20 protein-coding genes and 2 tRNA genes are annotated in these 22,252 nt (G+C 63.2%); 11 read left to right on the top strand and 11 right to left on the bottom strand.

Going from position 1 to position 22,252, the window contains the following annotated elements; translation table 11 throughout:
* Positions 1–52: 52 nt before the first annotated feature.
* On the bottom strand, positions 53–1,894 hold the full coding sequence (locus PW947_RS25450) for a tannase/feruloyl esterase family alpha/beta hydrolase (RefSeq protein WP_299635149.1): 1,842 nt from the start codon (positions 1,892–1,894) through the stop codon (positions 53–55).
* A complete protein-coding gene (locus PW947_RS25445; RefSeq protein ID WP_299635148.1) occupies positions 1,891–2,997 on the bottom strand; it encodes an OpgC domain-containing protein in 1,107 nt (368 codons plus the stop codon). The genes PW947_RS25450 and PW947_RS25445 overlap by 4 nt, the downstream gene beginning before the upstream one ends.
* Before the next feature lie 263 nt (positions 2,998–3,260).
* Between PW947_RS25445 and PW947_RS25440 the strand changes: the two genes are divergently transcribed.
* A complete protein-coding gene (locus PW947_RS25440; RefSeq protein WP_299635147.1) occupies positions 3,261–3,869 on the top strand; it encodes a hypothetical protein in 609 nt (202 codons plus the stop codon).
* Between the two features lie 74 nt (positions 3,870–3,943).
* On the opposite strand, the gene PW947_RS25435 is transcribed toward PW947_RS25440, so the two are convergent.
* The 3 genes from PW947_RS25435 to PW947_RS25425 form a co-directional block, all read right to left on the bottom strand.
* A complete protein-coding gene (locus tag PW947_RS25435; RefSeq protein WP_299635146.1) occupies positions 3,944–4,534 on the bottom strand; it encodes a DUF3331 domain-containing protein in 591 nt (196 codons plus the stop codon).
* A 620-nt stretch (positions 4,535–5,154) separates the two neighbouring features.
* Positions 5,155–5,229: transfer RNA gene (locus PW947_RS25430), tRNA-Arg, on the bottom strand.
* A gap of 176 nt (positions 5,230–5,405) precedes the next feature.
* Complete coding sequence (locus PW947_RS25425) at positions 5,406–6,236, bottom strand: undecaprenyl-diphosphate phosphatase (RefSeq protein ID WP_299635145.1); 831 nt, start codon at positions 6,234–6,236, stop codon at positions 5,406–5,408.
* A 710-nt stretch (positions 6,237–6,946) separates the two neighbouring features.
* Here PW947_RS25425 and PW947_RS25420 point away from each other — a divergent pair.
* The 3 genes from PW947_RS25420 (at position 6,947) to PW947_RS25410 (ending at position 9,159) form a co-directional block, all read left to right on the top strand.
* The gene (locus tag PW947_RS25420; RefSeq protein WP_299635144.1) at positions 6,947–7,873 is read left to right on the top strand and encodes an aldose epimerase; all 927 of its coding nucleotides are present in this window, start codon (positions 6,947–6,949) and stop codon (positions 7,871–7,873) included.
* A 127-nt stretch (positions 7,874–8,000) separates the two neighbouring features.
* A complete protein-coding gene (locus PW947_RS25415; protein WP_299635143.1) occupies positions 8,001–8,732 on the top strand; it encodes a peptidoglycan DD-metalloendopeptidase family protein in 732 nt (243 codons plus the stop codon).
* Between the two features lie 100 nt (positions 8,733–8,832).
* A complete protein-coding gene (locus tag PW947_RS25410) occupies positions 8,833–9,159 on the top strand; it encodes a hypothetical protein (RefSeq protein WP_299635142.1) in 327 nt (108 codons plus the stop codon).
* 834 nt (positions 9,160–9,993) lie between these two features.
* Here PW947_RS25410 and PW947_RS25405 read toward each other — a convergent pair.
* Complete coding sequence (locus PW947_RS25405; protein WP_299635141.1) at positions 9,994–10,704, bottom strand: pentapeptide repeat-containing protein; 711 nt, start codon at positions 10,702–10,704, stop codon at positions 9,994–9,996.
* Between the two features lie 301 nt (positions 10,705–11,005).
* On the opposite strand from PW947_RS25405, the gene PW947_RS25400 reads away from it, so the two are divergent.
* Both PW947_RS25400 and PW947_RS25395 read left to right on the top strand, forming a co-directional pair.
* Positions 11,006–11,314: a DUF2288 domain-containing protein gene (locus PW947_RS25400; protein WP_299635140.1), complete on the top strand. Its 309-nt coding sequence runs from the start codon at positions 11,006–11,008 to the stop codon at positions 11,312–11,314.
* A 63-nt stretch (positions 11,315–11,377) separates the two neighbouring features.
* Positions 11,378–12,763: an MATE family efflux transporter gene (locus tag PW947_RS25395; protein WP_299636012.1), complete on the top strand. Its 1,386-nt coding sequence runs from the start codon at positions 11,378–11,380 to the stop codon at positions 12,761–12,763.
* Positions 12,764–12,858: 95 nt separating this feature from the next.
* Here the strand turns inward: PW947_RS25395 and PW947_RS25390 are convergent, their stop codons facing one another.
* A complete protein-coding gene (locus tag PW947_RS25390) occupies positions 12,859–13,068 on the bottom strand; it encodes a hypothetical protein (protein ID WP_299635139.1) in 210 nt (69 codons plus the stop codon).
* A 195-nt stretch (positions 13,069–13,263) separates the two neighbouring features.
* On the opposite strand from PW947_RS25390, the gene PW947_RS25385 reads away from it, so the two are divergent.
* From PW947_RS25385 to PW947_RS25370, 4 genes are all read left to right on the top strand, one after another.
* Entirely contained in the window at positions 13,264–13,437 is a 174-nt protein-coding gene (locus PW947_RS25385) for a hypothetical protein (RefSeq protein WP_299635138.1), read from the top strand.
* A 160-nt stretch (positions 13,438–13,597) separates the two neighbouring features.
* Positions 13,598–13,674: transfer RNA gene (locus PW947_RS25380), tRNA-Pro, on the top strand.
* Between the two features lie 229 nt (positions 13,675–13,903).
* Positions 13,904–14,362, top strand: coding sequence for a phosphohistidine phosphatase SixA (sixA, locus tag PW947_RS25375; protein WP_299635137.1), 459 nt, complete (start codon positions 13,904–13,906; stop codon positions 14,360–14,362).
* 191 nt (positions 14,363–14,553) lie between these two features.
* Entirely contained in the window at positions 14,554–15,369 is an 816-nt protein-coding gene (locus PW947_RS25370) for a GNAT family N-acyltransferase (protein ID WP_299635136.1), read from the top strand.
* Positions 15,370–15,468: 99 nt separating this feature from the next.
* Here the strand turns inward: PW947_RS25370 and ppx are convergent, their stop codons facing one another.
* Positions 15,469–17,001: an exopolyphosphatase gene (gene ppx, locus PW947_RS25365; RefSeq protein WP_299635134.1), complete on the bottom strand. Its 1,533-nt coding sequence runs from the start codon at positions 16,999–17,001 to the stop codon at positions 15,469–15,471.
* Positions 17,002–17,255: 254 nt separating this feature from the next.
* On the opposite strand from ppx, the gene ppk1 reads away from it, so the two are divergent.
* The gene (gene ppk1, locus PW947_RS25360) at positions 17,256–19,319 is read left to right on the top strand and encodes a polyphosphate kinase 1 (RefSeq protein ID WP_299635133.1); all 2,064 of its coding nucleotides are present in this window, start codon (positions 17,256–17,258) and stop codon (positions 19,317–19,319) included.
* Positions 19,320–19,456: 137 nt separating this feature from the next.
* On the opposite strand, the gene phoR is transcribed toward ppk1, so the two are convergent.
* From phoR to phoU, 3 genes are read right to left on the bottom strand one after another with little or no spacing between them, the layout of a single operon-like run.
* On the bottom strand, positions 19,457–20,770 hold the full coding sequence (gene phoR / locus PW947_RS25355; RefSeq protein ID WP_299635132.1) for a phosphate regulon sensor histidine kinase PhoR: 1,314 nt from the start codon (positions 20,768–20,770) through the stop codon (positions 19,457–19,459).
* Between the two features lie 14 nt (positions 20,771–20,784).
* Positions 20,785–21,486 (bottom strand): phosphate regulon transcriptional regulator PhoB, encoded by a 702-nt coding sequence (gene phoB / locus PW947_RS25350; RefSeq protein ID WP_299635131.1) that lies wholly within the window; start codon positions 21,484–21,486, stop codon positions 20,785–20,787.
* A gap of 36 nt (positions 21,487–21,522) precedes the next feature.
* The gene (phoU, locus tag PW947_RS25345; RefSeq protein ID WP_299635130.1) at positions 21,523–22,227 is read right to left on the bottom strand and encodes a phosphate signaling complex protein PhoU; all 705 of its coding nucleotides are present in this window, start codon (positions 22,225–22,227) and stop codon (positions 21,523–21,525) included.
* Between the last annotated feature and the right edge of the window lie 25 nt (positions 22,228–22,252).

Genomic DNA, 22,252 nt, shown 5'->3' with positions numbered 1-22,252 from the left:
TCACGCAATCGCGCGACCACGCAACAGGGCGGCTCCGGCCGCCCTGTTGCGTTTACGGCGTCGGACTTTCGTCGCAGCGAAAACTGCTTGCCTGATTGATGCTGCCCTTGCCCACGTAACGCGGAAACAGCGGATACCGGCACAGCGGACGCGTGCGGCCGTTGGTGGGCGGCGCGATATCGGCGGCGACCAAGGTTTCGGGCGACACGCCGTGCGTGACCCAGTTGTCGAGCGCGCCCAGCAGATCCACCGACGGAATGAATACGCCGTTGCCGTGCTGGAAGCCCGGCACCATGTAGAGACGCATGAACTGGTTGACGGTATCGAAGCCGTACAGCGTCAGCAGCGTGTTGTAGTAGTCGATCGTCGTATTCGGGCTGATGACTTCGTCGGCGAGGCCGTGCAGCGTAATCAGCTTGCCGCCGCGCGCGATGAAATGCGACACGTCCGGATTCATCGCGCCGATGGTCCCCGACAGCGCCACCAGCTGCGCCTGATATTTTCCCGGCCGCTGCACGTTGAAACGCATCGTGTCGAATCCGGCATCGTGCGTCACGAAGTAGCGCACGTAGCCGTCGCCCTGTGCGTACAGATAGCCGTTCGGCACGAAGGTCGGCACGGGCGGCGGACGCGCCGGGTCGTGCGCGAGACCGAGCATGCCGGTAAAGCGCGTGCCCTGAAACACGTTGTAGCCGCGATAACCGTGCACGTCCCACGCGAGCCGGTACGGCAGGTTCAAGCCGTCGCGCAACGCGACCAGCGTCGATAGCTGCGCGTCGGTCAGACAGGCGTCGGTGTCCGGCGCGGGCGCGTCGGAGCGGGCGCGCGCCGGACACCGCAACGGGTCGATCACCTCCGCCTCGTGCGCGCGGCAACTGGACACATCGCTGATGATGCCGTCGGCGGCGCCGTCGAGCCGGTCGCACACGTCGAGCGTGCGTTGATAGACCCGTTCGAGCAACGCGGGCGGCACGAAGCCGCCCGGCGACGCGTATTCCGCCTGGCCGATCCGCACGCCGAACAGCCGCACGCCGCTGAAATTCAGCGCAGGCGAATCGGCGATCACGCCGTCGTAATCGTCGGGAAAGCGTTGCACGACGGTGTAGCCTTCGCGCCCGCCGGTCGATCCGCCCGCGAAATACATATGTTCGGGCGCACGTCCATAGACCAGTTGAATCAGCGACAACGCGGCATCATGCGTTTTCTTCAGATGCGCATAGCCGAAGTTGATCACCGCTTCGTCGATCAGGCCGAACACCGCGAGCGCGGGTGTGCCGACATGGCCGGAGTCGTCGCCGAACGTCGCATAACCCTGACCGAGCGGCGCGCGAAACGGCGAGAACGGCATCACACCGGTGCCGCTGACGACGACGCCGTTATACCCGCCGCCGCCGATCTGCAACGCGCGCTCGTTCCAGCGACGCGGCAGGTTCAGGTCGAAGTGAATATCGGGCGTATTCGGTTTGATTGTGCGAATGCTGCCGGTGATACGACAGAATTCTCCGTTCTGGTTGCCGGGCGCGGTCGCCGCGACGATTGCCGCCGAGTCGATTTGCGCGCCGCGCGTCGGCAAACCGATCGATTGCGCGGGCAGGCTCAGTCCGTTGAGTTGCGCGCAGCGGGTCGCGAACTGCGTCGCCCGTTGCACGTAGAGCGCGCCGGATGCCGGAAGCACCACGGCGGGCGCCGGGCGGCTCGCGCGGCCGGAGGTCGGAGTCGGGATCGTGGTCGGCGAGACTGGGCCAGGCGGCGCGATGGAAGGAAGGACGGGCACAGAGGCTGCGCCCGGTGTGTCGAACGGTACAGGATTCGCACCGTTGGATGGCGACGGCGTCTGGGCCGCCGCCCCGGTCATCACAAACAGCAACAGCCACGCGCGTGCGCGGGCCGTCATCGACACTCCGCGCCGCGAACGGCGGCGCGCGATTGATGGGTCTTCCAGTCGCTCCACATTCGCGCGATCACCAGCAGCGCACCGATCGCGATCAGGTCGCCGCCGAGCGCGGCGAGCATGCCTCTGAAGCCGTGCAGCGAATGCGGCGTGGCGGTATCGACGATCAGCGACACCAGCGTACCGGCTACAAAGCACACGAGCCCGGTGCGCCCCACCGTCACCACCGCAGGCAACCGCTTCGCCAGCCATGCGATCGATCCGGAGCGGACAAAGCGCGCCGCCAGCCATGCAATCGCGACGAAATTCGCGACCCGCTCAACCGACAGGTTCTGCTTATGCTCGCCGGGCAGCGGCTGGGTCAGCACGAACAGCCGGACGACCGCGAACGCAAGCACCGCGACGCACGCGATGCGCACCAGCCAGCGCGCGGTGTTCGAGCCGTGGAAGCGCTCGCCGATCGGCTGCGCGCGGCACAGGATGCCGAACATGAACACCAGTTGCCATGCGAACGGATTGAAGGCCCAGTCACCGACATCGTCGATGCTGAACAGCGACGCGAGCGGCCGCGCGACCAGCCACACGCCGATGCTCGCCAGCAGCGCGACCAGCGGACGGCGCAACGCCAGTGGCACGGCAAACGGCACGCACAACGCAAAAATCACATACATCGGCAACACGCTCGAAAGATAGGGCTGACGGCGCAGCAGCGCGATATCGACCGCCTGGCGCAGCGGCTCGCCGGCGAACGCGGGCCAGCCGGTGAGATCGACCATCGGCCGGTTCAGGTGCCATTTCGCAAGGAGCGCGCCCGAGACGAGCGTGAGCACCGCCGTCAGCAGATACGCGCGATAGATTTCCCAGCACCGTCTGAAAAAACGCATCTGCGCCGCGCCCGCGCCGCGCCGGTCGAGCACCGCCGTATAGGCCGCCGCCGATGCATAGCCGCCAAGAAACACGAACACCTCCGCCGAGTCGCACAACGCATACGCGTGCAGCATCAGATGCGACAGCACGCTGCCGGGAATATGGTCGAGCACGATCACGATCAGCACGATGCCACGGAAGAAGTCCACTTCGATCGAACGTTGTCGGCGAGATTCCATACGCATCCTCGTGAGGAGCGGCGCGCGGTCGGCGTCGCCACAGCGGGTAGATCGTCTTTAGGAACCGGCCGGCACCGATCGTTCCCGCTCGATGCGCGTTCATTCTGCGTGGATTTCACAATACTCAATTTGGCTTTTCACCCGCCCGCGTGGGCCGGGCTCTTGCTCGTCGCCCGATGCGCCCGCGCCGCCCGCTAAAGTTCACCGCCTGTGTGCCGATATCCCTCGAAAGGTCTAACCAGCACTCATCAGCGGAGCGTCGTTTGAACAACAAGAACCTGGCCGTCCGGATCACCGGCGCTGCCTGCGTCGCCATGCTGGGCGGATGCGTCGTCACGCCGCCTTCGCATCCCGCCCATGCCACCGTCATCGTGCCTGCGCCCGCTCCCGCGCCGGCCCGTGCGACCGTCGTGATTCAGGACGCGCCGCGGCCGCTGCCGTACGTCGGACCGGCGCGGGTCGCCTATGTCGCGTCGGGCGACGATCGCGACGTGCTGTTCGCGGGCGGCAACACGTACAGCTGGGTGTCCGGTGCCGACGGCCGGCGACATCGACGCTTCTACGCGCACGGCGATCATCGTCAGGAATACATCGACCGTCATGCGCCGATGTATCGCGTCGCCGATCACGACGAACGCGGTCCGCACCACGAACCGGATCGTCACGCGCCGACGCCGCATCACGACGGACATCGTCCGGGCGGCGGTCAGCCGGTTCAGCGTCAGGCGTCGCATGTGGGATCGCACGCGCCCGCACCCAACCGGCAGGCGAGCCGCGGCCAGGCTCACCACGGCGCGCCTACGCGCACCGCGATGAACCGCAACGATCAGCCTGGCAAGCCGCATCATCCGTCCAACGACGGCAAATCGTAATCTCGCGCAAGCACTTCGTACGCTTCAACCCTTCGTACGTTTCAAACGTTGAAGCGCGTCGCGCGGTCCCTCGTTTATCCGTCGGCGACCTCGCTCGCCAACGCGGCCGCGAGAATCATCTCGTTGCAGTTCACCGGACGATGCGCGCCGCGCGAGCGCGGCTTGAAGATCGAATCGCCGCGCCGGATCCGGTTGCCGGTCAACGCGCAATAACCGCCGCTGCGCGCGGTCACGCTGATCCACACCTGATCGACGTAATGACACATGGTCGGATCGCACCACGACACCAGCATCGACGCATCGTTCTGCGGTTCGATCGCGGTGATCATGGTCCGGTGCGAAGGCGCTTGCGAATCCGGTAACGCAGCCACCGATGCCACGCACGCGTGAGTGTCGCGCGACGGCTTCGCCGGCTTGCCGGCTGCTGCGTCCGGATCGGACTTCGAAGCGGGCCTGGATGCGGTCCGGGCGGTGGCCTTGATAAGCGCCTGGCCGACGGCCGGATCGACGGAACGGATCACGCTGCTGTTCGCCTTGCTCGTCCGCCCGGGTAGCGAGCGGCCAGGCCGCCCGGTGTCGCAATGTCTGACACTTGCCAGGCCATTCTGGCCGGTTGCTACGGCAAGCAGTGCGACCATCTGGTTCCACGAGTTCAGTTCTTCCATATCAGCTGGCACCCTCGATCGAATGCGGACATGGGTCGCCCCACGCCTGTTGATGATGTTCTGCCCGTTTCCCCGCGATGACTCAGGTCGGTTGCCTGAGCCTGGAATGTGATGCGTGATACGCGTTCGTGCCGACGATCTCACCGTCGTGGCTCCTGGCCCGAGCACACGGCGGTCGTCTCATATCGTCATGTCTGATTTATTTCACTGTCCTCAACGTCTGTTGCGCAGGCGATCGCACAAGCCCGCACGTTAGCCTGCCACGCTCAGGTGGCGAGCGTTTTACAACGACGTCTGACAAACGGCTTTCGGTGGCGCTGATCTGGGTGTCGCGCCGGTTCGGCAACGACCACGATTACGGTGCGTCTGGCACTGCGGAGAGGCTTGACTGGGGACGTGCTACTGGCGGCGTCGAAGGCCGGCCTTTGGATAGTAAGCGAGTTCCGATGTCAGACAGACGTCGGGACATGCGCTGCACGCCGCATTAGTTGACCAAATGTTACACCGGCGTTTTGCTTGCCTCAATATGCCAACATTTGATTAAGGGGATTCGGGGTGAATCGACGGCGGGAAAAGTGGAAGATCAACGACGACGCTATGGAAGCGCACTGGGAAATCAGTGGCCCCCCCACGAGGAATCGAACCTCGATTTCAGGTTTAGAAGACCCGTGTTCTATCCGTTGAACTATGGGGAGGCGGAAACCGGAATTCTAACCGACCGGCATGGGCCGATCGGCAATGCCCCTGTTCGACGTGCATTCGAATCATGCGGAGATCGCGTGCCGCCAGGGCAAACGACGCGGCCTGAGTCGCGTCGGGCCCGGATTATAACCGATCGCCCGCGCGCCGCCGCGCCGCATTTAACGCGTGCTCAAACCGGTTGCGGATGAAGCATGAACCAGCCGAGGAATACGATGCCCGCGAGTACGCAATACACACCGAACGACGCCAGCTTGCCGCGCCCTTCGAAATAGCGCATCAGGAACCGGATGCTCAGATACGCGGCGATCGCGGTGAGCACGCCGCCGAGCAATGCGTCCGCGAGCTGGCCCGGCGCATGGAACAGCTTCGGCAGTTCGAGAATCCCCGCCGCGAAGATGATCGGCGTGCCGAGCAGGAACGAAAACTCGGCGGCTTTTTCGGTGGACAGCCCTGCCGCGTTGCCGGCGATCATCGTCAGACCGCTACGCGAGAAGCCCGGAATCAGCGCGCCAACTTGCGCGAGACCCACGAGGAACGCCTGGCCGAAGCTCAGTTTCTCCGGCGCCTGATGCAGGCGCGTGCGCTGCAGCCGGTCGCCGACCCACAGCAGGATGCCGTTGACGATCAATGCAATCGCAACGATCCGCAGGTCGTGGAAAATCCGTTCGAGACGCTTTTCGAGCAGCAGACCGACCAGACCCGCCGGGATCGTGCCGATGATCAGCGCCCACATCATGTGACCGTCGTCGTTGCGATGCCCGCGCAGCGAACGCGCGAACCCTGCAATCAACGCGATCCAGCGCTTGCGGAAGTACCACAGCAGCGCGAATGCGGTGCCCAGATGCAGCGCGACCAGGAACGGCAGCAATTGCGGCGCGTGCTTGTCGATATGCATGCCGAACAGCGCGGGGACGAGAAGCGTATGCCCGAGACTGCTGACCGGAAACAGTTCCGTGACGCCCTGCAACACGCTCAGAAAGATAAGAAACGACAAGCTCACGCGGCGGTCCTCTTTGATTGAATAGGATGGGGAAATTCGGCGGGACGGCACGCGCGGCAACGCTCACCGCGCACACCCGAAAGCGCCCCGATTATGCCTGGCCGCTGTGACAGCGCCAAGCTTTTGGCCGTGCGATAACGGGTTTTGGCGCAGCGCGTCACAACTCGCGACCATTGTTACGCGAGCGAAAGCTGCAATGAAAGCAATCGCACATCCAGATGAAGTGCAATTGAAAGAAATGACGGGGAGACGCAGCGGAGGAGAACGCGACGGGAATCCGGCGCGATGCGGGATGATGCGTCAGTGATGCAGAAGCCGGGCGAAGCGTCGGCGCGACGATCGGCCGAACGGCTTCGCACAAAACCGACGCGGCTCGGGCCCGATCCGATCAGGCGCGACCCAACGTCGGCGTTACAGCGTCACAGTTTGTAAAAGAAGTACACCGTGCTGCACGTGAACATGCCGAACAGTGCCACACCCATTGCCATTGCGAGATCCATGACGCCTCCTGAAGCGGTCGGCCCGGCGCTTTTCGCAGCGGGCAGTCAGACGAATTATCGACAACGATCAGGCCCCGGCACACCCGGCAATGTCCCCGAGAGGGTTTCCCCGTAGCGCAAAGCGGCGCAAAATCGGCGTCGCGCTGCCGTCGCTGTCGCATGACGGCGGTTCCTACGACCGTTTTCCTTTTGCGCGCTTACCCGTCAGCCATGACCTTATTCCAGCAACAGGACATCCTCGAACTCACGCAGGGCAACGCCCTGCTCCGCATCGCCCCGCAAGCCGGCGGACGGCTGCTGTCGTGGCATATCGACGGCGCACCGGTGATCCATTGGCCCGATCATCCCGACTGGTCCGCGCCGCCGAAAATCCGCGGCGGCAATCCGCTGCTGTTTCCGTTTCTCGGCCGGCATCGGGTGGATGGCGAGATCGGTTTCTGGAAAGACGCCCAGGGCGTGGTCCGCGAACTGCCGATGCACGGCTTCGCGCGCGACCTGCCATTCGAAGCCAGCGTGGACGCGGACAACGCCGGCGTTCGGATGACGCTGACCGATAACGCCGCAACCCGCGACGGCTATCCGTTCGGCTTCCGCTTCGAGGCCGCCTACCGTCTGGTGGACGCGAACACGCTCGATGTCGAGCTGACGACCTTCAACACCGGCGCGACCGGCACGCCGGCATTGCCGTACTACGCCGGGCATCACTTCTACTTCTCGTTGCCGCACACGCAGCGCGGCGAGACCGTGCTGACGCTGCCGCCGACCCAGCGCCGTCATCAGCAGGCCGACGGCACGATCAGCGCGCCCGAGACCGGCGATCCGCGCTACACGCTCGACGATCCGCGCATCTACGACCGCTTTCATTGCCTCGACACGTCGGCCGCGCGCGCGACGCAACCGGTCCGGGTCGAGATGCCGGGCCTGAACCGCAGCGTCACGATCGATCTGAACCGGCCCGGTTCGCTGCCGTGGTACGCGGTCACCACCTGGACCGAAGCGCCCGACTCCGACTTCTATTGCGTCGAGCCATGGCTCGGCTTGCCGGACGCGATTCACAACGGCCTCGGACTGCGCTGGATCGAACCCGGCAGCCACGAAACCGCCACATTGCGTATCACCGTCGGCGCATTGCGCTGACTCGACGCCGCGCCCGGTCACGATGCTGCATCGCAAAACCGTTAGAATCGGGCGTTTTGCAGATGCTGCGCGCCGGTTGTAGTACCACCGCGGGGAACCGGGGCGCGGCGGCGTTTTGCGAGGTCAAATGCTTTTTACAACAAGAATCAGACGGGTCGGTTGCGGGGTATTGCTGGCGGCATTGACCGCTTGCGGGTCGGCACCGGTAGGACCGGGGTTTTATCGCGTCGAGCGGGGCGACACGCTGTCGAAGATCGCGCGCGATCACCGGCAGTCGATACAGAGTCTTTCGCGCTGGAACAATCTGACGAACCCCGACAGCATCGAGGTCGATCAGGTGTTGCGCGTCGCGCCGCCGGCCGGCTCCGCGCCGATCACGGCATCCACTGGCGGCGCGCGCAGCAGCGCGCCGGCCGCGCGTGAGGCAGCGCCGCGCAGCGCGCCGTCGGCCGCGGCCGATACCGACAGCACGCCTTCAGGCGCGCCGTCGGGTTCGATCGCGCTGGTGTGGCCGACCAACGGCACCGTCGTGCGGCGCTTCGACGGCGTCAATTCGAAGGGCATCGACATTGCCGGCGCGGCCGGCACGCCGGTCGTCGCGGCCGCGGGCGGCACCGTCGTGTACGCGGGCAACGGCCTGCGCGGCTACGGCAATCTGCTGATCCTGAAACACAATGCCGATTACCTGACCGCCTACGCACACAACCAGACCTTGCTCGTGAAGGAAGGCCAGGCGGTCAAGCAAGGCCAGACCATCGCGCAGATGGGCAGCACCGACTCCGACCGGACGATGCTGCACTTCGAGCTGCGTTACGGCGGCCGCTCGATCGATCCGTCGCGCGATCTGCCGGCGCGCTGAGCGGTAACCGGCGCGACCGGGAACCATGACGCCTGCCGCCGCCTCTGACAGAGAACGCGGCAAGCCGCAGCACCGTCAGCACTTTATAAGGAAACCTGTGATGAAGAACCGACTGGCCCACGCGGCAACGGCCGCAGCGGCGAGCGTCGCCGTTTTGATGCTTTCGAGCCTGAGCGGTTGCTCGAGCACCACCACGATGACCTACCTGCCCACCGGCGACACAGGCTTCGCAATCAATTGCAGCGGCAGCGATGCGAGTTCGAGCTGGGCCGAATGCTACAAGCAGGCCGGCCAGGTCTGCGGCAATTACGGCTATGACGTGATTTCGAAAGACGTCGATAACGGCGCGACGTCGGGCGGCACGGTGGCCGGGATTTTCGGTGCGAATGTGAAAAACCGGTCGATGGTCGTCAAGTGCAAGCAATAAGCATCGGATCTTTTGCGGCGGGTTGGCAAATCGTCTGCAAATCGATTGGATGCCTTCTATGAAATGCCGGACAAGATCGTTTACCCGGATTCGCACTGCGCATTATTCGAAGTTGAATCGTGCTTTGAATCGTCGTCGATAATTCGCGCCGGGCGAAGCATTTTTTACTTGCCGCGCGCGACGGCTTTATGATTTGATTCGTTTCGCCGCTATTAAAAAAAACGCCCGGCACGTAGCCGGGCTAACGGGGGTTCGGCGCATATCGGCAAAGGACCGGTTCACCATGCGCCGAGACGAAATCTAACAATGCCCCATCACCCATGCAATCCATTAATTGCGTAGAAAATGTGACGCGGCGCACGGATTCCGCATTCCGTGAATTGAAAACAGCGAGAATATCGAAAGGAATCAACCCGAAAGGGCTATTGAATTCGCTGCCCAATTAATACGCAAGCTCGCTGCAAACCCGCATGAAACCGTGCTTTAGGCGTCATCCGGCAACGCGGCATCGGGTTGCAGCGGACCACTAAAGTACGCAATCCGCAGTGTGCACCTCGTGATTATTTCGGGGTTCGGCCTTTAGTGCGCAAACGCACCTTCGCAATCATCTTTCATCAAAGGCATGCACAAGCGGGCGAGTGGCTGGCGGATAAGCGCTCGCCCCGAATGCGCATGCAAATCCGCATTTAGTATGCGGAATAGCGTTTTGAATACGCCCAAACGACGATTGAATCAGACTGTTTATTTATCGCCGCTTTCAATCCGACCGCGTATATTTTTCTGATTCGCAAATTGCGGTTATTGTTTCGACCGCGATTTATTCAGATGATGGGATCACAGCACGCGCAGACCGAGTTCCATCACGAGCACGGCAGCCTGCTGATGCGAGATCGTCGCGCCGCGAAACAACGCTGCATCGGTAAGGCGAATGCCGCTCAGGTCCGCGTCTCGCAAATCGGCGCCATCGAATCGCGCGCCTTTCAGATGCGCGTCCTTCAGGCTGCCGCCGTCGAAGATCGCTTCGCGGAAATCGGCGCCGCTCAGGTCGGCGTCGGAAAAGTCGAGTTGCTGAAGCCGTGCCTTGCGAAACGACACGCCGCGCAAATGCGCCCCCACCAGCAAGGTTTCGACAAAGCTCAGGCCGAGCGTCGCGCAATCTTCGAAATTCGCGCCGGTCAGCTTGCAACCAGTAAAGGTCGCCGACGCCAGCTTCGCGCGACGCCAGTTCGTATTGTTCAGATCGCACGACTGAAACACCGCGTCGACCAGATCGGCCGACGCAAAATCCGCTTGCCGCCCGCGACAACGCTCCCAGCGCGTATGCGCGAGCGTCGCGCCAAAAAACGACGCTTCGGCAATCGCGCACCGGAAGAACGACGCGCCGCTCAGGTCGAGCCGCGACAGGTCGGCGTCTTCGAAATCGCAGTCTTCGAAACGCAGGCGTAGCCGGCCGTCGGCCAGCGCGCGCTGGACGTCGGCGCGCGACACGGTGGCGTTGGCGATCAGTTGGATGTCAGGGGACGACGGGCTGGAATTGGAAGGCATCGGGAAAACGGACGAGTGGCAAAAAAGGAGCAGCGAACAGGTAACGGACGATTGCCGGACGATTACCGGACGGCAACCGCCGGACATCCCGCCAGGACACGCCGCGCAGCGACAGCACGACACGACACGACACGAAAGCCTGCGCGACAATGACACGACAACGCAACGCGCGTTCCGGCGTTCGCAAGCGTACAGCAAGCCGACGCGTCCGTGGCCGGGCCGCGCGCTTGCGTAAGCATCGCGGCGAGGCCGCACGCGCGATGGTTTATAGTATCGGCCGCCTTTCGGATTCCCCTACGCCATGACTGCCCACGACGCCTCCCAATCCCCGCTGTATGCCAAGCTGCTCGCCGAAACCGCGAAAATCGGCTGGGTCGAACTCGAACGATTCTTCGCGCGCGGGATCTTGCTGCGCGTTGCCCGCGATCTCGACCTGGTCAGCGTCGCCGAAGCGATTGCCAGCGACGACACCACGCAGATCACGCAATGGCTGTCGGCGGGACTGGTCGAACGGGTTCAGGCCGAGACCGCCGCCGATTTCGCCGCCCGCGATCCCGATCTGTGGGCGGTCGTCGTCTCGCCGTGGGTCTGCGTGCAGGAACGCGGCTAAATCGCCGCCAACGTTAGCCGCATCGCCGGATTCGAGTTGACCGATCACCTCCCCACCCCGCCCATCGGCGCCGCAGCCGCCGCGTTGCCGGTACGCTGGCATCGCCGGGTCCTGACGCTCGCGTTTCCGATCGTCCTCGCCAATCTGACGCAGCCGATTCTCGGCGCGGTCGATACCGCCGTCGCCGGCCATCTCGACGGCGCGGCGTATCTGGGCGGCGTCGCGTTGGGCGGCCTGTTCTTCAGCTTCGTGTTCTGGGGCTTCGGCTTCTTGCGGATGGGCACCACCGGCCTCGTCGCGCAGGCGCACGGCGCGAACGACCGCACGGGATTGCGGGACAACATCGTCCGCGCGATGCTGCTGGCGTTCGCGATCGGCGCGCTGGTGCTGATGCTGCAAACGCCGCTGATCCACTACGCCGTCCACGCGATCGGCGGCAGCGGCGACGCGATGGCGTACGCGCGCGCGTATTGCCACGCGCGAATCTGGGCCGCGCCGCTCGCGCTCGGCAACTACGTCGTGCTCGGCTGGTTGCTCGGCACGCAACGGGTCCGGCTCGCGCTGCTCACGCAGGCCTTTATCAACGGCGCGAACATCGTCGCGGTGCTGCTCTACGTGTACGGATTCGGCTGGGGCGTGGCGGGCATCGGCGCCGCGACGGCCACCGCCGACGCGCTCGGCTTCGTGCTCGGCGCCCTGTTGCTGTGGCGCTTGCGGCCGCGTGGACTCGCGCCGCTGAACCGCGCATCGCTGTTCGACCGGGTCGCGCTGACACGGCTCATCACGCTCAATCGCGACATTTTCGTACGCACGCTGTGTCTGCTGATCGTGTTCGCGTGGTTCGCGCATCTCGGCGCGCGTCAGGGCGACGCGACGCTCGCCGCGAACGCGTTGCTGCTCAATTTTCAGACGTTCATGGCCTACGGACTCGACGGCTTCGCGCACGCAGCCGAAGCGCTGGTCGGCGCGGCGATCGGCGCGCGCGACCGGCATGCGTTTCGTCACGCGGTGCGGGTCACGCTGCTGTGGTCCGCGCTCGGCGCGCTGGGTTTTACGCTCGCGTATGAATTCGCCGGGCCGTGGATCATCTACCGGCTGACGGATCAGGCGGACGTCCGCGCAATCGCGATCGCGTATTTGCCGTGGGCGGTGGTGTCGCCGGTGGTGTCGGTGTGCGGCTTTCTGCTCGACGGCGTGTTTATCGGCGCGACGCGCACGCGCGCGCTGATGCTGTCGATGGTGGTGTCGTTCGCGGTGTTCGTCGCGGCGTCGTGGGGATTGCTGACGCTGTTCGGCAACCACGGCTTATGGGCCGCGATGACGGTGTTCATGGCCGCGCGCGGCTTGACCTTGCTGTGCGCGTTGCCGCGCCTGACGCGCAGCGTGCCGGTGATGCCGCACGCTACGCCAGGCGCATCGGCGGACGCATCGGGTGCGTCGATAGCGTGAGCGGAGACGGGCTCGCCGTCAGCATTCGCGCCGGGCATCACGCCCGGCCTGTCGCGCGATGCCGTGCACGACCGGCATCGTCGCGACCCGCTCGATCATTGCGGCGCGGTCTGCGATTTCGCTTGCGACGCAGCTCGCGGCGCGTCGGGGACTTCGGTGATCTTCGGCGGCGTGACGTCGGTCGGAACGCCGTGATAGTCGACCGGATCTTTCGGAGGCGGACCGCCATGATGGCTGACCGACGGATCGTTCGTGCAGCCGCTCAAGGCCGCCGCGAGAAGTACAAGCAGGAAGGCGCGATTCATAGACTCTCTGAACAAAGACACCGCAACGACGCGGTCCGTGAGTCTACCTGCAAAGCACGCAGGACGTCGCCAGCGCAAGGCTCGCACCGTCGCGACGACGTGTGCTGCACCGCATTGCGGTCCGCCAGCAGTTCGACCTTTGAGCGCGCGTGAACTAGTATTCAGACAGGGTCCGGATAGCCTGAGGAGGTTGCCATGGATGCTGAAACGATCGCGGGTTTTGTCGGACTCGCCATAGGTTTGCTGGTGCTGGCCGGTCTGTCGGTGTACGAGTCGCGTACGTATCGGCGCGAACACGACGGTGAAGGGATGATGCATCACTGGCTGGCGTCGCATCATGTGCTCGACCGGGTGCGTCGGCGACACTGAGTGCCACGATAGCGCGAGTGCGTGCGCGTCGTTGCGACGCGTGACGCTGCCCGACGATGACTTTTCGTGCATCGCGCATGCCGCGATCCATGCTGCCGATAAATCTTCGCATCAATCGATTGACGCTATCGGATAAAGACCTATAGAATCTCGGATTCGTCGGAGCGTAGCGCAGCCTGGTAGCGCATCTGATTTGGGATCAGAGGGTCGTAGGTTCGAATCCTATCGCTCCGACCACGAAATAAGCAAAATCGAAACCCGCGTAGCCTTCGGCTTCGCGGGTTTTTGCTTTTTGGGCTCCGCTTCGCGTATGACGCCGCGGACCACGTTCATGCATCGGTTCATGCCGGGTTCATGCCTTGCTGACGGCAACCGGCAACCCACTGCAAGCACGGTGTGTCGAACCCACTCGCATGCCGCATCGACATCCGCCGGCGACATCTCGCGGAAAGACAAGGAGTTCATCATGAATCTGATCCTGTGGCGTCATGCCGAGGCCGAAGACAGCGCATCCAGCGACCTTGCCCGACAGCTGACCGTGCGTGGCCGCAAGCAGGCGCAGAACGTGGCCAAGTGGTTACGCGCACGGCTCGACGACGATGCGGTGATCCTCGTCAGTCCCGCCACCCGCACGATCCAGACCGTCGAATGTCTGACCGATCAATATCGCGTAGTCCGCGAGCTCGCGCCGAACGCGCGCGTCGCCGATGTGCTGACGGCCGCAGGCTGGCCCGAAGGCATTGCATCGACGGTACTGGTGGTCGGCCATCAACCGACCCTCGGCGAAGTCGCGGCGAGCCTGCTGTCCGGCAGCCCGTCGAGCTGGGCGCTGAAGAAAGGCGCGGTATGCTGGCTGAGCGGCCGCGAACGCAACGGCGACGACGAAGTCGTGTTGCGCGCCGCCATCACTCCCGACCTCGTCTGAGGCCGCTTCAACGGGCGCGCAAACGGCGCGTCCGGTCGCGACAAACCACGGCGCCGCGCGGCGCGCGCACCTGATTGCAAGGTACGAGCTTACGAGCCGTCACCCAATCGTCACCGCGTTGCCATGCGAACGTCACCGGGCGTTACTACATTGGCGAAAAAGCGAATCCCCTTTTTCGACCAGGACGCCCCATGCGAGAACTGCCGACGCCTACCCTGCCCTTCGCTTCGATCCCACTCGAGCGTCGTCGTCTGCCGCGCGCCGAGGAAACCCTCACTGCGCAACACCGCCTGCAAGTGGCGTGGGCGCGCACCGACGAAGAGCTTCGTGAAGCACAGCGTCTGCGTTACCGTGTTTTTGCCGATGAAATGGGCGCGCGACTGAGCGGTCCCGCCGGTCTCGATGTCGATGCATTCGACGCGTATTGCGATCATGTGCTGGTGCGCGATCTCGACACGCTGAAGGTGGTCGGGACGTATCGCGCGCTGCCGCCGCATCAGGCTGCACGGATCGGCCGTCTGTATGCCGAAAGCGAGTTCGACGTGTCGCGCCTCACGCACCTGCGCCCGAAGATGGTCGAAGTGGGCCGCTCGTGCGTCCACCCCGACTATCGCAGCGGCTCGGTGATCATGTCGTTGTGGGCCGGCCTCGCGTCGTACATGAAGCACAACAACTACGAAACGATGCTCGGCTGCGCGAGCGTGTCGATGGCCGACGGCGGTCACTTCGCCGCGAACCTGTATTGCGCGCTGCGCGGCAACGCGCTGACCGCGCCGGAATATCGTGCCTTCCCGCATACGCCGTTGCCTGTGGACGAACTGCAAACCGGCGCCGATGCCGCACCGCCGCCGCTCGTCAAAGGCTATCTGCGGGTCGGCGCGAAAATTTGCGGCGCACCGGCATGGGATCCCGACTTCAACACGGCCGACTTCCTCACGCTGTTGCATCTGTCGGAAATCAACGCGCGCTACGCAAAGCATTTCCTCGGCGACACGCTGGCGCGCTAACGCGGTTTGCCGCGATGGCCGCAAACACAACGGCCCGGCAGCTTGCGCTGCCGGGCCGTTTTATCTGAAGCGGCGCGGTTCGTTAAACCTGCTGGCGGATCACGCGTCCGTGTACACGACGCGGTACGGCGTACCGACCTTCTCCCACTCCGCCGCCTCCTGAATCAGGCTGTAATCGGTCAGCGGATTATTCGCGACCCAGTCGTTCGGCAGACGCACTTCGTAGCCGCCATTGACCTGCGCGACATCGATGCCCGGCAAGCCGACGTCCGCACGACGACGGCACAGCAACGCCGCCAGCCGCAGACAGAACAGCAACGGCCATTCGACTTCGCGGGTTTGCGACAGCTTGCCGAGTTTGCCCGCGTGACCGAGCACCAGCGCCGCGAGGCGGGCCTGATCGGTTCGCGAGAAACCCGGCATATCCGCGTTGCTCGCGATATACGCGGAGTGCTTGTGATAGGCGCTGTGCGAAATGGACAGGCCGATTTCATGCAGCGCCGCCGCCCAGTTCAGAAACACCCGATTCTCCGCGCGACGCTCGGCGTCGGGTTCGATCGCGAACTGGTCGTACAGACGCACGGCCATGTCGCCGATACGATGCGCCTGCGCACGATCGACGCCGTAGCGGCGCATGAAACCCTCGACGGTGACCGTACGCATGTCTTCGTGCTGCGAGCGGCCCAGCAGGTCGTACAGCACGCCCAGACGCAACGCGCCGTCGGTGGTGTCGACGTAATCGACGCCGAGTTCTTCGAACACCGCGATCATGATCGACAGCCCGCCGGCCAGCACCGGAATCCGGTCGCCCTTCAGCGCGACCAGCTTCAGCCGGTTGACGTTTTCCGCCTTGATCAGCGCGCGCTTCAGACGTTCGAGACCGCCGCGCGAAATACCGTGCGTAATGCCGGGATCGTTGAAACCGTTCGCCTCGACGAGTTCGGCTAGCGCGCGCGCCGTACCCGACGAACCGATCGCCTGATCCCAACCGGTTTTCTTGTATTCGCTGGAGATGATCTGGATTTCGCGTGCGGCGGCGAGTTCGGCCTGCCGCATCGTGTATTCGTCGACATTGCCGGCCGGGAAAAATGCGCGGCTATGGCTGACGCAGCCGATATACAGGCTTTCCATCTTGATCGGCGTGTAGTGCGAACCGATGATGAATTCGGTCGAGCCGCCGCCGATATCCACGACGAGCCGCTTGCCCGCGCTGGCCGGCACGGAATGCGCGGCGCCCGCGTAGATCAGCCGCGCTTCTTCGCGTCCGGCGATCACTTCGATCGGGAAACCGAGCGCAGCCTGCGCCTCGGCCAGAAAATCGCCGGCGTTTTTGGCGACGCGCAACGTATTGGTGGCGACCGCGCGAACGTGATCGGGGTGGAAATCGCGCAGACGCTCGCCGAAACGCTTCAGCGCGTCGCACGCGCGCACCTGCGACGCACGGTCGAGCATCTTGTCGCTCGACAGCCCGGCGCCCAGCCGCACCGGCTCGCGCAATGCATCGACCTGGTAGATCTGGCTACCGGCATCGGTTTCTTCGACACGGCCGACGATCAGCCGGAAGCTGTTCGAGCCGAGATCGACAGCGGCAAGGAGTGGCGGAGGATTGACCATCGGGTGTGCGGACTCCATGCGCGTGAATCGGGCGCGGCAACGACCGCTCCGCATTCACCGTTTAAAGACGCCATTTTAAGCGTACCTGGCCCCGCATTGTCACCCACGCGCGGCTGTTGCGGCGGATGGATTTATTTGCGTTATTGCATCGTTAGACATACCACGAATCCGGCGTAGAATTTATTCATCGAATGTCATAAGAACTTCATCATACTGTGAGAATTTCCGAGCGTCTTTTCACGTCTCCACCCGACATTCCATTCTCGCTGCCGATGTCCATCCGCTACCCGCTGTTAAATCGCGAACTGGGCATTCTTGGTTTCAACGAGCGTGTACTCGCGCAGGCTGCTGATCCTGCCGTGCCGCTGCTCGAACGCCTCCGGTTCATCTGCATCACCAGTAGCAATCTCGACGAATTCTTCGAAGTCCGGATGGCCGGGCTTCACGAACAGATGCGCGACAACCCGGGCGCGCTGTCGCCCGACGGCATGTCGTTGCAACACGTGTACGACCTCGTCGTCGAACGCGCGCAGAAGCTCGTCCATCGTCAGTACACGATGCTGCACGACACCGTGCTGTCCGCGCTCGAAGAAGAAGGTATTTATTTTCACGGCACCGAAGCGTGGAACGAGGCGCAAACCGACTGGGCGCGCACGTACTTCCTCGAAGAACTGCTGCCCGTGCTGACGCCGATCGGTCTCGATCCCGCGCATCCGTTTCCGCGCGTGCTCAACAAGAGCCTGAATTTCGTGGTCGAACTGGAAGGCCGCGATGCATTCGGCCGTCAGGCGCTGATGGGCATCGTGCAGGCACCGCGCGCGTTGCCGCGCCTCGTGCGCATGCCGCAGGAACTGTCCGGCTATCCGCATGGTTTCGTGCTGCTGTCGTCGCTGTTGCAGCGCTTCGTTGGCGAATTGTTCCCGAACCTCGTGGTGCGAAGCTGCAACCAGTTCCGGATCACCCGCAACAGCGAACTGTTCGTCGACGAAGACGAAATCACCAATCTGCGTGTCGCGCTGCAGGGCGAATTGCCCGCGCGTCATCTGGGCAACGCGGTGCGCCTCGAAGTGTCGGCGGAAACGCCGCCGCATCTGGTGCGCCGTCTGCTCGACGAAAGCAGTTTGTCCGAAAAAGACTGCTATTACGTCGATGGTCCGGTGAATCTGGTGCGTCTGATGCAACTGCCGGAAATGGTCGACCGGCCGGACCTGAAGTTCGTGCCGCACATTCCCGCGATTCCCGCGCAAGTCGCCAACAGCGCAAGCATGTTCGACGTGATCGATCAGGGCGACGTGCTGCTGCATCATCCGTACGAAAGTTTTCAGCCGGTGCTGGAGTTGCTGCTTCAGGCGGCCAAAGATCCGAACGTGGTCGCGATCAAGCAGACCATCTACCGGACCGGCACCGACTCGCCGCTGATGGACGCGCTGATGCAGGCCGCGCGCAACGGCAAGGAAGTCACGGTGGTCGTGGAGTTGCTGGCGCGCTTCGACGAAGAGACCAACATCAACTGGGCGTCGCAACTCGAAGCCGTCGGCGCGCATGTCGTGTACGGCGTCGTGGGCCACAAGTGCCACGCAAAGATGATGCTGATCGTGCGACGCGCATCGGTGAACGGCAAGGCTACGCTGAAGCGCTACGTCCATCTGGGCACGGGCAACTATCATCCGCGAACCGCGCGTCTGTACACCGACTTCGGCTTGATGACGTCGGATCAGAAGACCTGCGAGGACGTGCATCACGTATTCCAGCAATTGACCGGCATCGGTGGCGAACTGAAGCTGCACGCGTTATGGCAATCGCCGTTCACGCTGCATCCGAAGCTTATCGAGGCGATTCGCGCGGAAGCCGATCACGCGCGTGCGGGCAAAAAAGCGCGGATCGTCGCGAAGATGAATGCGCTGCTCGAACCCACGGTGATCGCGGAGTTATACGAAGCGTCGCAGGCAGGCGTGAAGATCGATCTGATCGTGCGGGGCGTGTGTTCGTTGCAACCCGGCGTGCCGGGCCTGTCGGAGAACATCACCGTGCGCTCGATCGTCGGGCGCTTTCTCGAACATCACCGTATCTATTATTTCTACGATAGCGGCAAGGAACAGGTGTATCTGTCGAGCGCCGACTGGATGGACCGCAATCTGTTCCGGCGTATCGAGGTCGCTTTCCCGATCAATAACCGGCGTCTGAAACGGCGGGTTATTGCAGAAGGCCTGTCGGCGTTTCTCGGCGATAACCAGACCGCATGGCTGATGCAAAGCGACGGCCATTATCGGCGCAGAAGGCCCGGAAAATCGTCGCGCAATGCGCAAATGAGTTTGCTGGGCAAGTTTTGTCCGTGAACGTCGATGACTGCATCCGGTAAAGCGCCGGATGCGGACGTAAAAAAGCCCGCCTGAAAGGCGGGCTTTTTTACGACATCTTTACGACATCGCGCTGCGGATACATCGACCGGACGATACGTGGCAAACCGCGCCCGTCACACCGGTGCGGGCATCCTTCGCGCGGTTCGCGACATCGGGAAGCGCACGGTGAAGGTACTGCCCCGGCCCTCTTCGCTTTTCACTTCGAGCTGCGCCTCGTGCCGTTGCAACACGTGCTTGACGATTGCAAGCCCGAGGCCCGTGCCGCCGGTATCGCGCGAGCGGCTCCGGTCCACGCGATAAAAACGTTCGGTCAGCCGCGGAATATCCGCCGCCGGAATACCGAGCCCGCTGTCCGTGACCGCAAACACCGCGCTGCCGCGTTCCGCCTTCCACGACACGCGGATCGTGCCGCCGTCGGGCGTATAGCGGATCGCATTGGTGACGAGGTTGCCCAGCGCACTCATGATTTCCGTCTCGACACCCGTCACCGTCAAGCCTTCATCGCAGTCGAAGGTGATCCGGTGATGGTCGCTGGAGAGATTGTCCGCATCGTCTTCGAGATGGCTCAACACCGCGCGCATGTCGATCATCTGGTCGCCCGGATGCTTGTTGTCGCCTTCGAGCGTGGCCAGCACCAAAAGATCGCTGACGATATGCCGCATTCGCGTGGACTGCTGATCCATCAGTTCGAGATACCGTGCGCGCTCTTCATCGCTCAACGGCAACTCGCGCATCGTCTCCAGAAACCCCGACAACACCGTCAACGGCGTCTTCAGTTCATGCGACACGTTCGCGACGAAATCGCGTCGCATCGCGTCGGTGCGCTCCAGCTCGGTGATGTCTTGCGACAGCACCAGCTTACGGTTTTCGCCGTACGGGAACACCTGCACGGACAGCACGTTCTGACGCTTTTCGCCCATCCGCCGCATGATCAGCATCTCGTCGTACTGATGCGAATTCAGATATTTGACGAAGTCGGGCTGACGTACCAGATGGGTGATGTGCTGACGCAGATCGCGCTTTGCATCGAGCCCGAAATGCACTTCGGAAATGGAATTGCACCACTCGATCTGGTCGTGATCGTCGAGCATCGCCACACCGTTCGGCGACGCCTGGATAGCCTGAATAAAGCGCGAATGTTGTTGCTCGACCTGACGCACCTGCGCATGCCAGCGTTTCGCGAGCTTGTGCAGACGGTAGTAGATTTCGCCCCACACGCCCGGTGCGCTCGGCACTTCGCCGTACACGGGCGCGTCGAGCAGACGCCACAGACGCTGTTTATGAAACGTGCTGAAGGCACTTTGCGCGAGCAGCACGATCACCGCCACGATCAACGCAATCTTCAGATTGGTGAACGCGGTCAGCGCCGCGCACACCAGCGCCAGCAGCACGAGCGATACAACGGACCGCGCCCAGATGACGTTCATGGCTGAGCGGCCGGTCAGGCGTTTTTCGCGAGCCGGTAACCGCTACCACGCACCGTTTCGATCATCATGTCGCAACCGGCCGGCTTCAGCGCTGCGCGCAATCGTTTGATGTGGACGTCGACCGTGCGTTCTTCGACGAACACGTGGTCACCCCAAACCTGATCGAGCAGCTGGGTGCGGCTATGGACGCGCTCCGGATGCGTCATGAAGAAGTGCAGCAGACGGAATTCGGTCGGACCGAGATCGAGCTTGATCTCGCTGCCTTCCGCATGCGCCGCGACGCGATGCGTGGCCGGATCGAGCTTCAGGCCGTTGATCGCGACGACGTCTTCGGTCAACTGCGGCGCACGACGGCGCAACACCGCCTTGATCCGCGCCATCAGTTCCTTCGGCGAAAACGGCTTGGTGACGTAGTCGTCGGCGCCAATTTCAAGACCGAGCACCTTGTCCTGTTCGTCGCCGCGCGCGGTCAGCATGATGATCGGGATGTGCTTCGTGCGCTCGTTGTTGCGGAGATCGCGCGCGAATGCGATGCCGGATTTACCCGGCAGCATCCAGTCCAGCAAAACGAGATCGGGCAACACGTCGCTGATCAGGTTCTGCGCCTGTTCCGCGTTATATGCGCGGATGGGGCAATGTCCCGCGTGCTGAAGATTCACCGAAATCAGTTCGGAGATAGCGGGCTCATCTTCAATGACGAGAATGCTGCTGGGCATCGGCACCTCTTGACCTTTATGCTTGGAGTAACGGGATTAACTGAGGGCTTCGCGTTCGAGCGCGTCGCGCGACTTATGGCGCACGTCGGTACCCTTGACGATATAGATGATGAATTCCGCGATGTTCTTCGCGTGGTCGCCGATCCGCTCGATCGCCTTCGCGATGAACAGGAAGTCGAGACCGACGGAGATCGAACGCGGATCTTCGGTCATGTACGAAATCAGCTTGCGCACGAACGCGCGGAATTCTTCGTCGATGGCTTTATCGTCGCGCACGATCTGCGCGGCGGCCACGGTATCGAGACGCGCGAACGCGTCGAGCGCGCGGCGCAGGATCGACACCGCCATCTCGCCGGACAGCTTGATTTCGGCGATATTGATGGTGCGCGACGCGCCGTCTTCCATCAAACGACGCGTACGCTTGGCGATTTTTTCCGCTTCGTCGCCGGCGCGTTCGAGGTTCGTGATGGTCTTCGAAATGGCGATCAGCAGGCGCAGATCGCGCGCGGCCGGTTGACGGCGCGCGATGATGTTGCTGCACTCTTCGTCGATCTCGACTTCCATCGTGTTCAGACGATCTTCAGCGGCGATCACTTCGTCGGCGATCTCGCCATCGAAGTTGTTCAGCGCGAGCATCGCTTTGACGATTTGCGATTCGACGAGGCCGCCCATTTCGAGCACCTTCGACGAAACGAGATTCAGGTCGGCGTCGAACTGGCTGGAGAGGTGTTTGTCGGACATGTGAGGCTCCCTTATGACGCGACGG

This window comes from Paraburkholderia sp. (genome assembly GCF_028283785.1).
Classification (GTDB): Bacteria; Pseudomonadota; Gammaproteobacteria; order Burkholderiales; family Burkholderiaceae; genus Paraburkholderia.
The sequence above is the reverse complement of the archived record's forward strand: the minus strand, read 5'-3'. Positions and strand labels throughout refer to the sequence as shown.

What these genes read in the sequence shown, in the direction of transcription:
- PW947_RS25450 (WP_299635149.1), bottom strand. Translation starts at nt 1,894, where the DNA reads ATGACGGCCCGCGCACGCGCGTGGCTGTTGCTGTTTGTGATGACCGGG.
- PW947_RS25445 (WP_299635148.1), bottom strand. Translation starts at nt 2,997, where the DNA reads ATGGAATCTCGCCGACAACGTTCGATCGAAGTGGACTTCTTCCGTGGC.
- PW947_RS25435 (WP_299635146.1), bottom strand. Translation starts at nt 4,534, where the DNA reads ATGGAAGAACTGAACTCGTGGAACCAGATGGTCGCACTGCTTGCCGTA.
- PW947_RS25420 (WP_299635144.1), top strand. Translation starts at nt 6,947, where the DNA reads ATGACCTTATTCCAGCAACAGGACATCCTCGAACTCACGCAGGGCAAC.
- PW947_RS25415 (WP_299635143.1), top strand. Translation starts at nt 8,001, where the DNA reads ATGCTTTTTACAACAAGAATCAGACGGGTCGGTTGCGGGGTATTGCTG.
- PW947_RS25410 (WP_299635142.1), top strand. Translation starts at nt 8,833, where the DNA reads ATGAAGAACCGACTGGCCCACGCGGCAACGGCCGCAGCGGCGAGCGTC.
- PW947_RS25405 (WP_299635141.1), bottom strand. Translation starts at nt 10,704, where the DNA reads ATGCCTTCCAATTCCAGCCCGTCGTCCCCTGACATCCAACTGATCGCC.
- PW947_RS25400 (WP_299635140.1), top strand. Translation starts at nt 11,006, where the DNA reads ATGACTGCCCACGACGCCTCCCAATCCCCGCTGTATGCCAAGCTGCTC.
- PW947_RS25390 (WP_299635139.1), bottom strand. Translation starts at nt 13,068, where the DNA reads ATGAATCGCGCCTTCCTGCTTGTACTTCTCGCGGCGGCCTTGAGCGGC.
- PW947_RS25385 (WP_299635138.1), top strand. Translation starts at nt 13,264, where the DNA reads ATGGATGCTGAAACGATCGCGGGTTTTGTCGGACTCGCCATAGGTTTG.
- sixA (WP_299635137.1), top strand. Translation starts at nt 13,904, where the DNA reads ATGAATCTGATCCTGTGGCGTCATGCCGAGGCCGAAGACAGCGCATCC.
- PW947_RS25370 (WP_299635136.1), top strand. Translation starts at nt 14,554, where the DNA reads ATGCGAGAACTGCCGACGCCTACCCTGCCCTTCGCTTCGATCCCACTC.
- ppx (WP_299635134.1), bottom strand. Translation starts at nt 17,001, where the DNA reads ATGGAGTCCGCACACCCGATGGTCAATCCTCCGCCACTCCTTGCCGCT.
- ppk1 (WP_299635133.1), top strand. Translation starts at nt 17,256, where the DNA reads ATGTCCATCCGCTACCCGCTGTTAAATCGCGAACTGGGCATTCTTGGT.
- phoR (WP_299635132.1), bottom strand. Translation starts at nt 20,770, where the DNA reads ATGAACGTCATCTGGGCGCGGTCCGTTGTATCGCTCGTGCTGCTGGCG.
- phoB (WP_299635131.1), bottom strand. Translation starts at nt 21,486, where the DNA reads ATGCCCAGCAGCATTCTCGTCATTGAAGATGAGCCCGCTATCTCCGAA.
- phoU (WP_299635130.1), bottom strand. Translation starts at nt 22,227, where the DNA reads ATGTCCGACAAACACCTCTCCAGCCAGTTCGACGCCGACCTGAATCTC.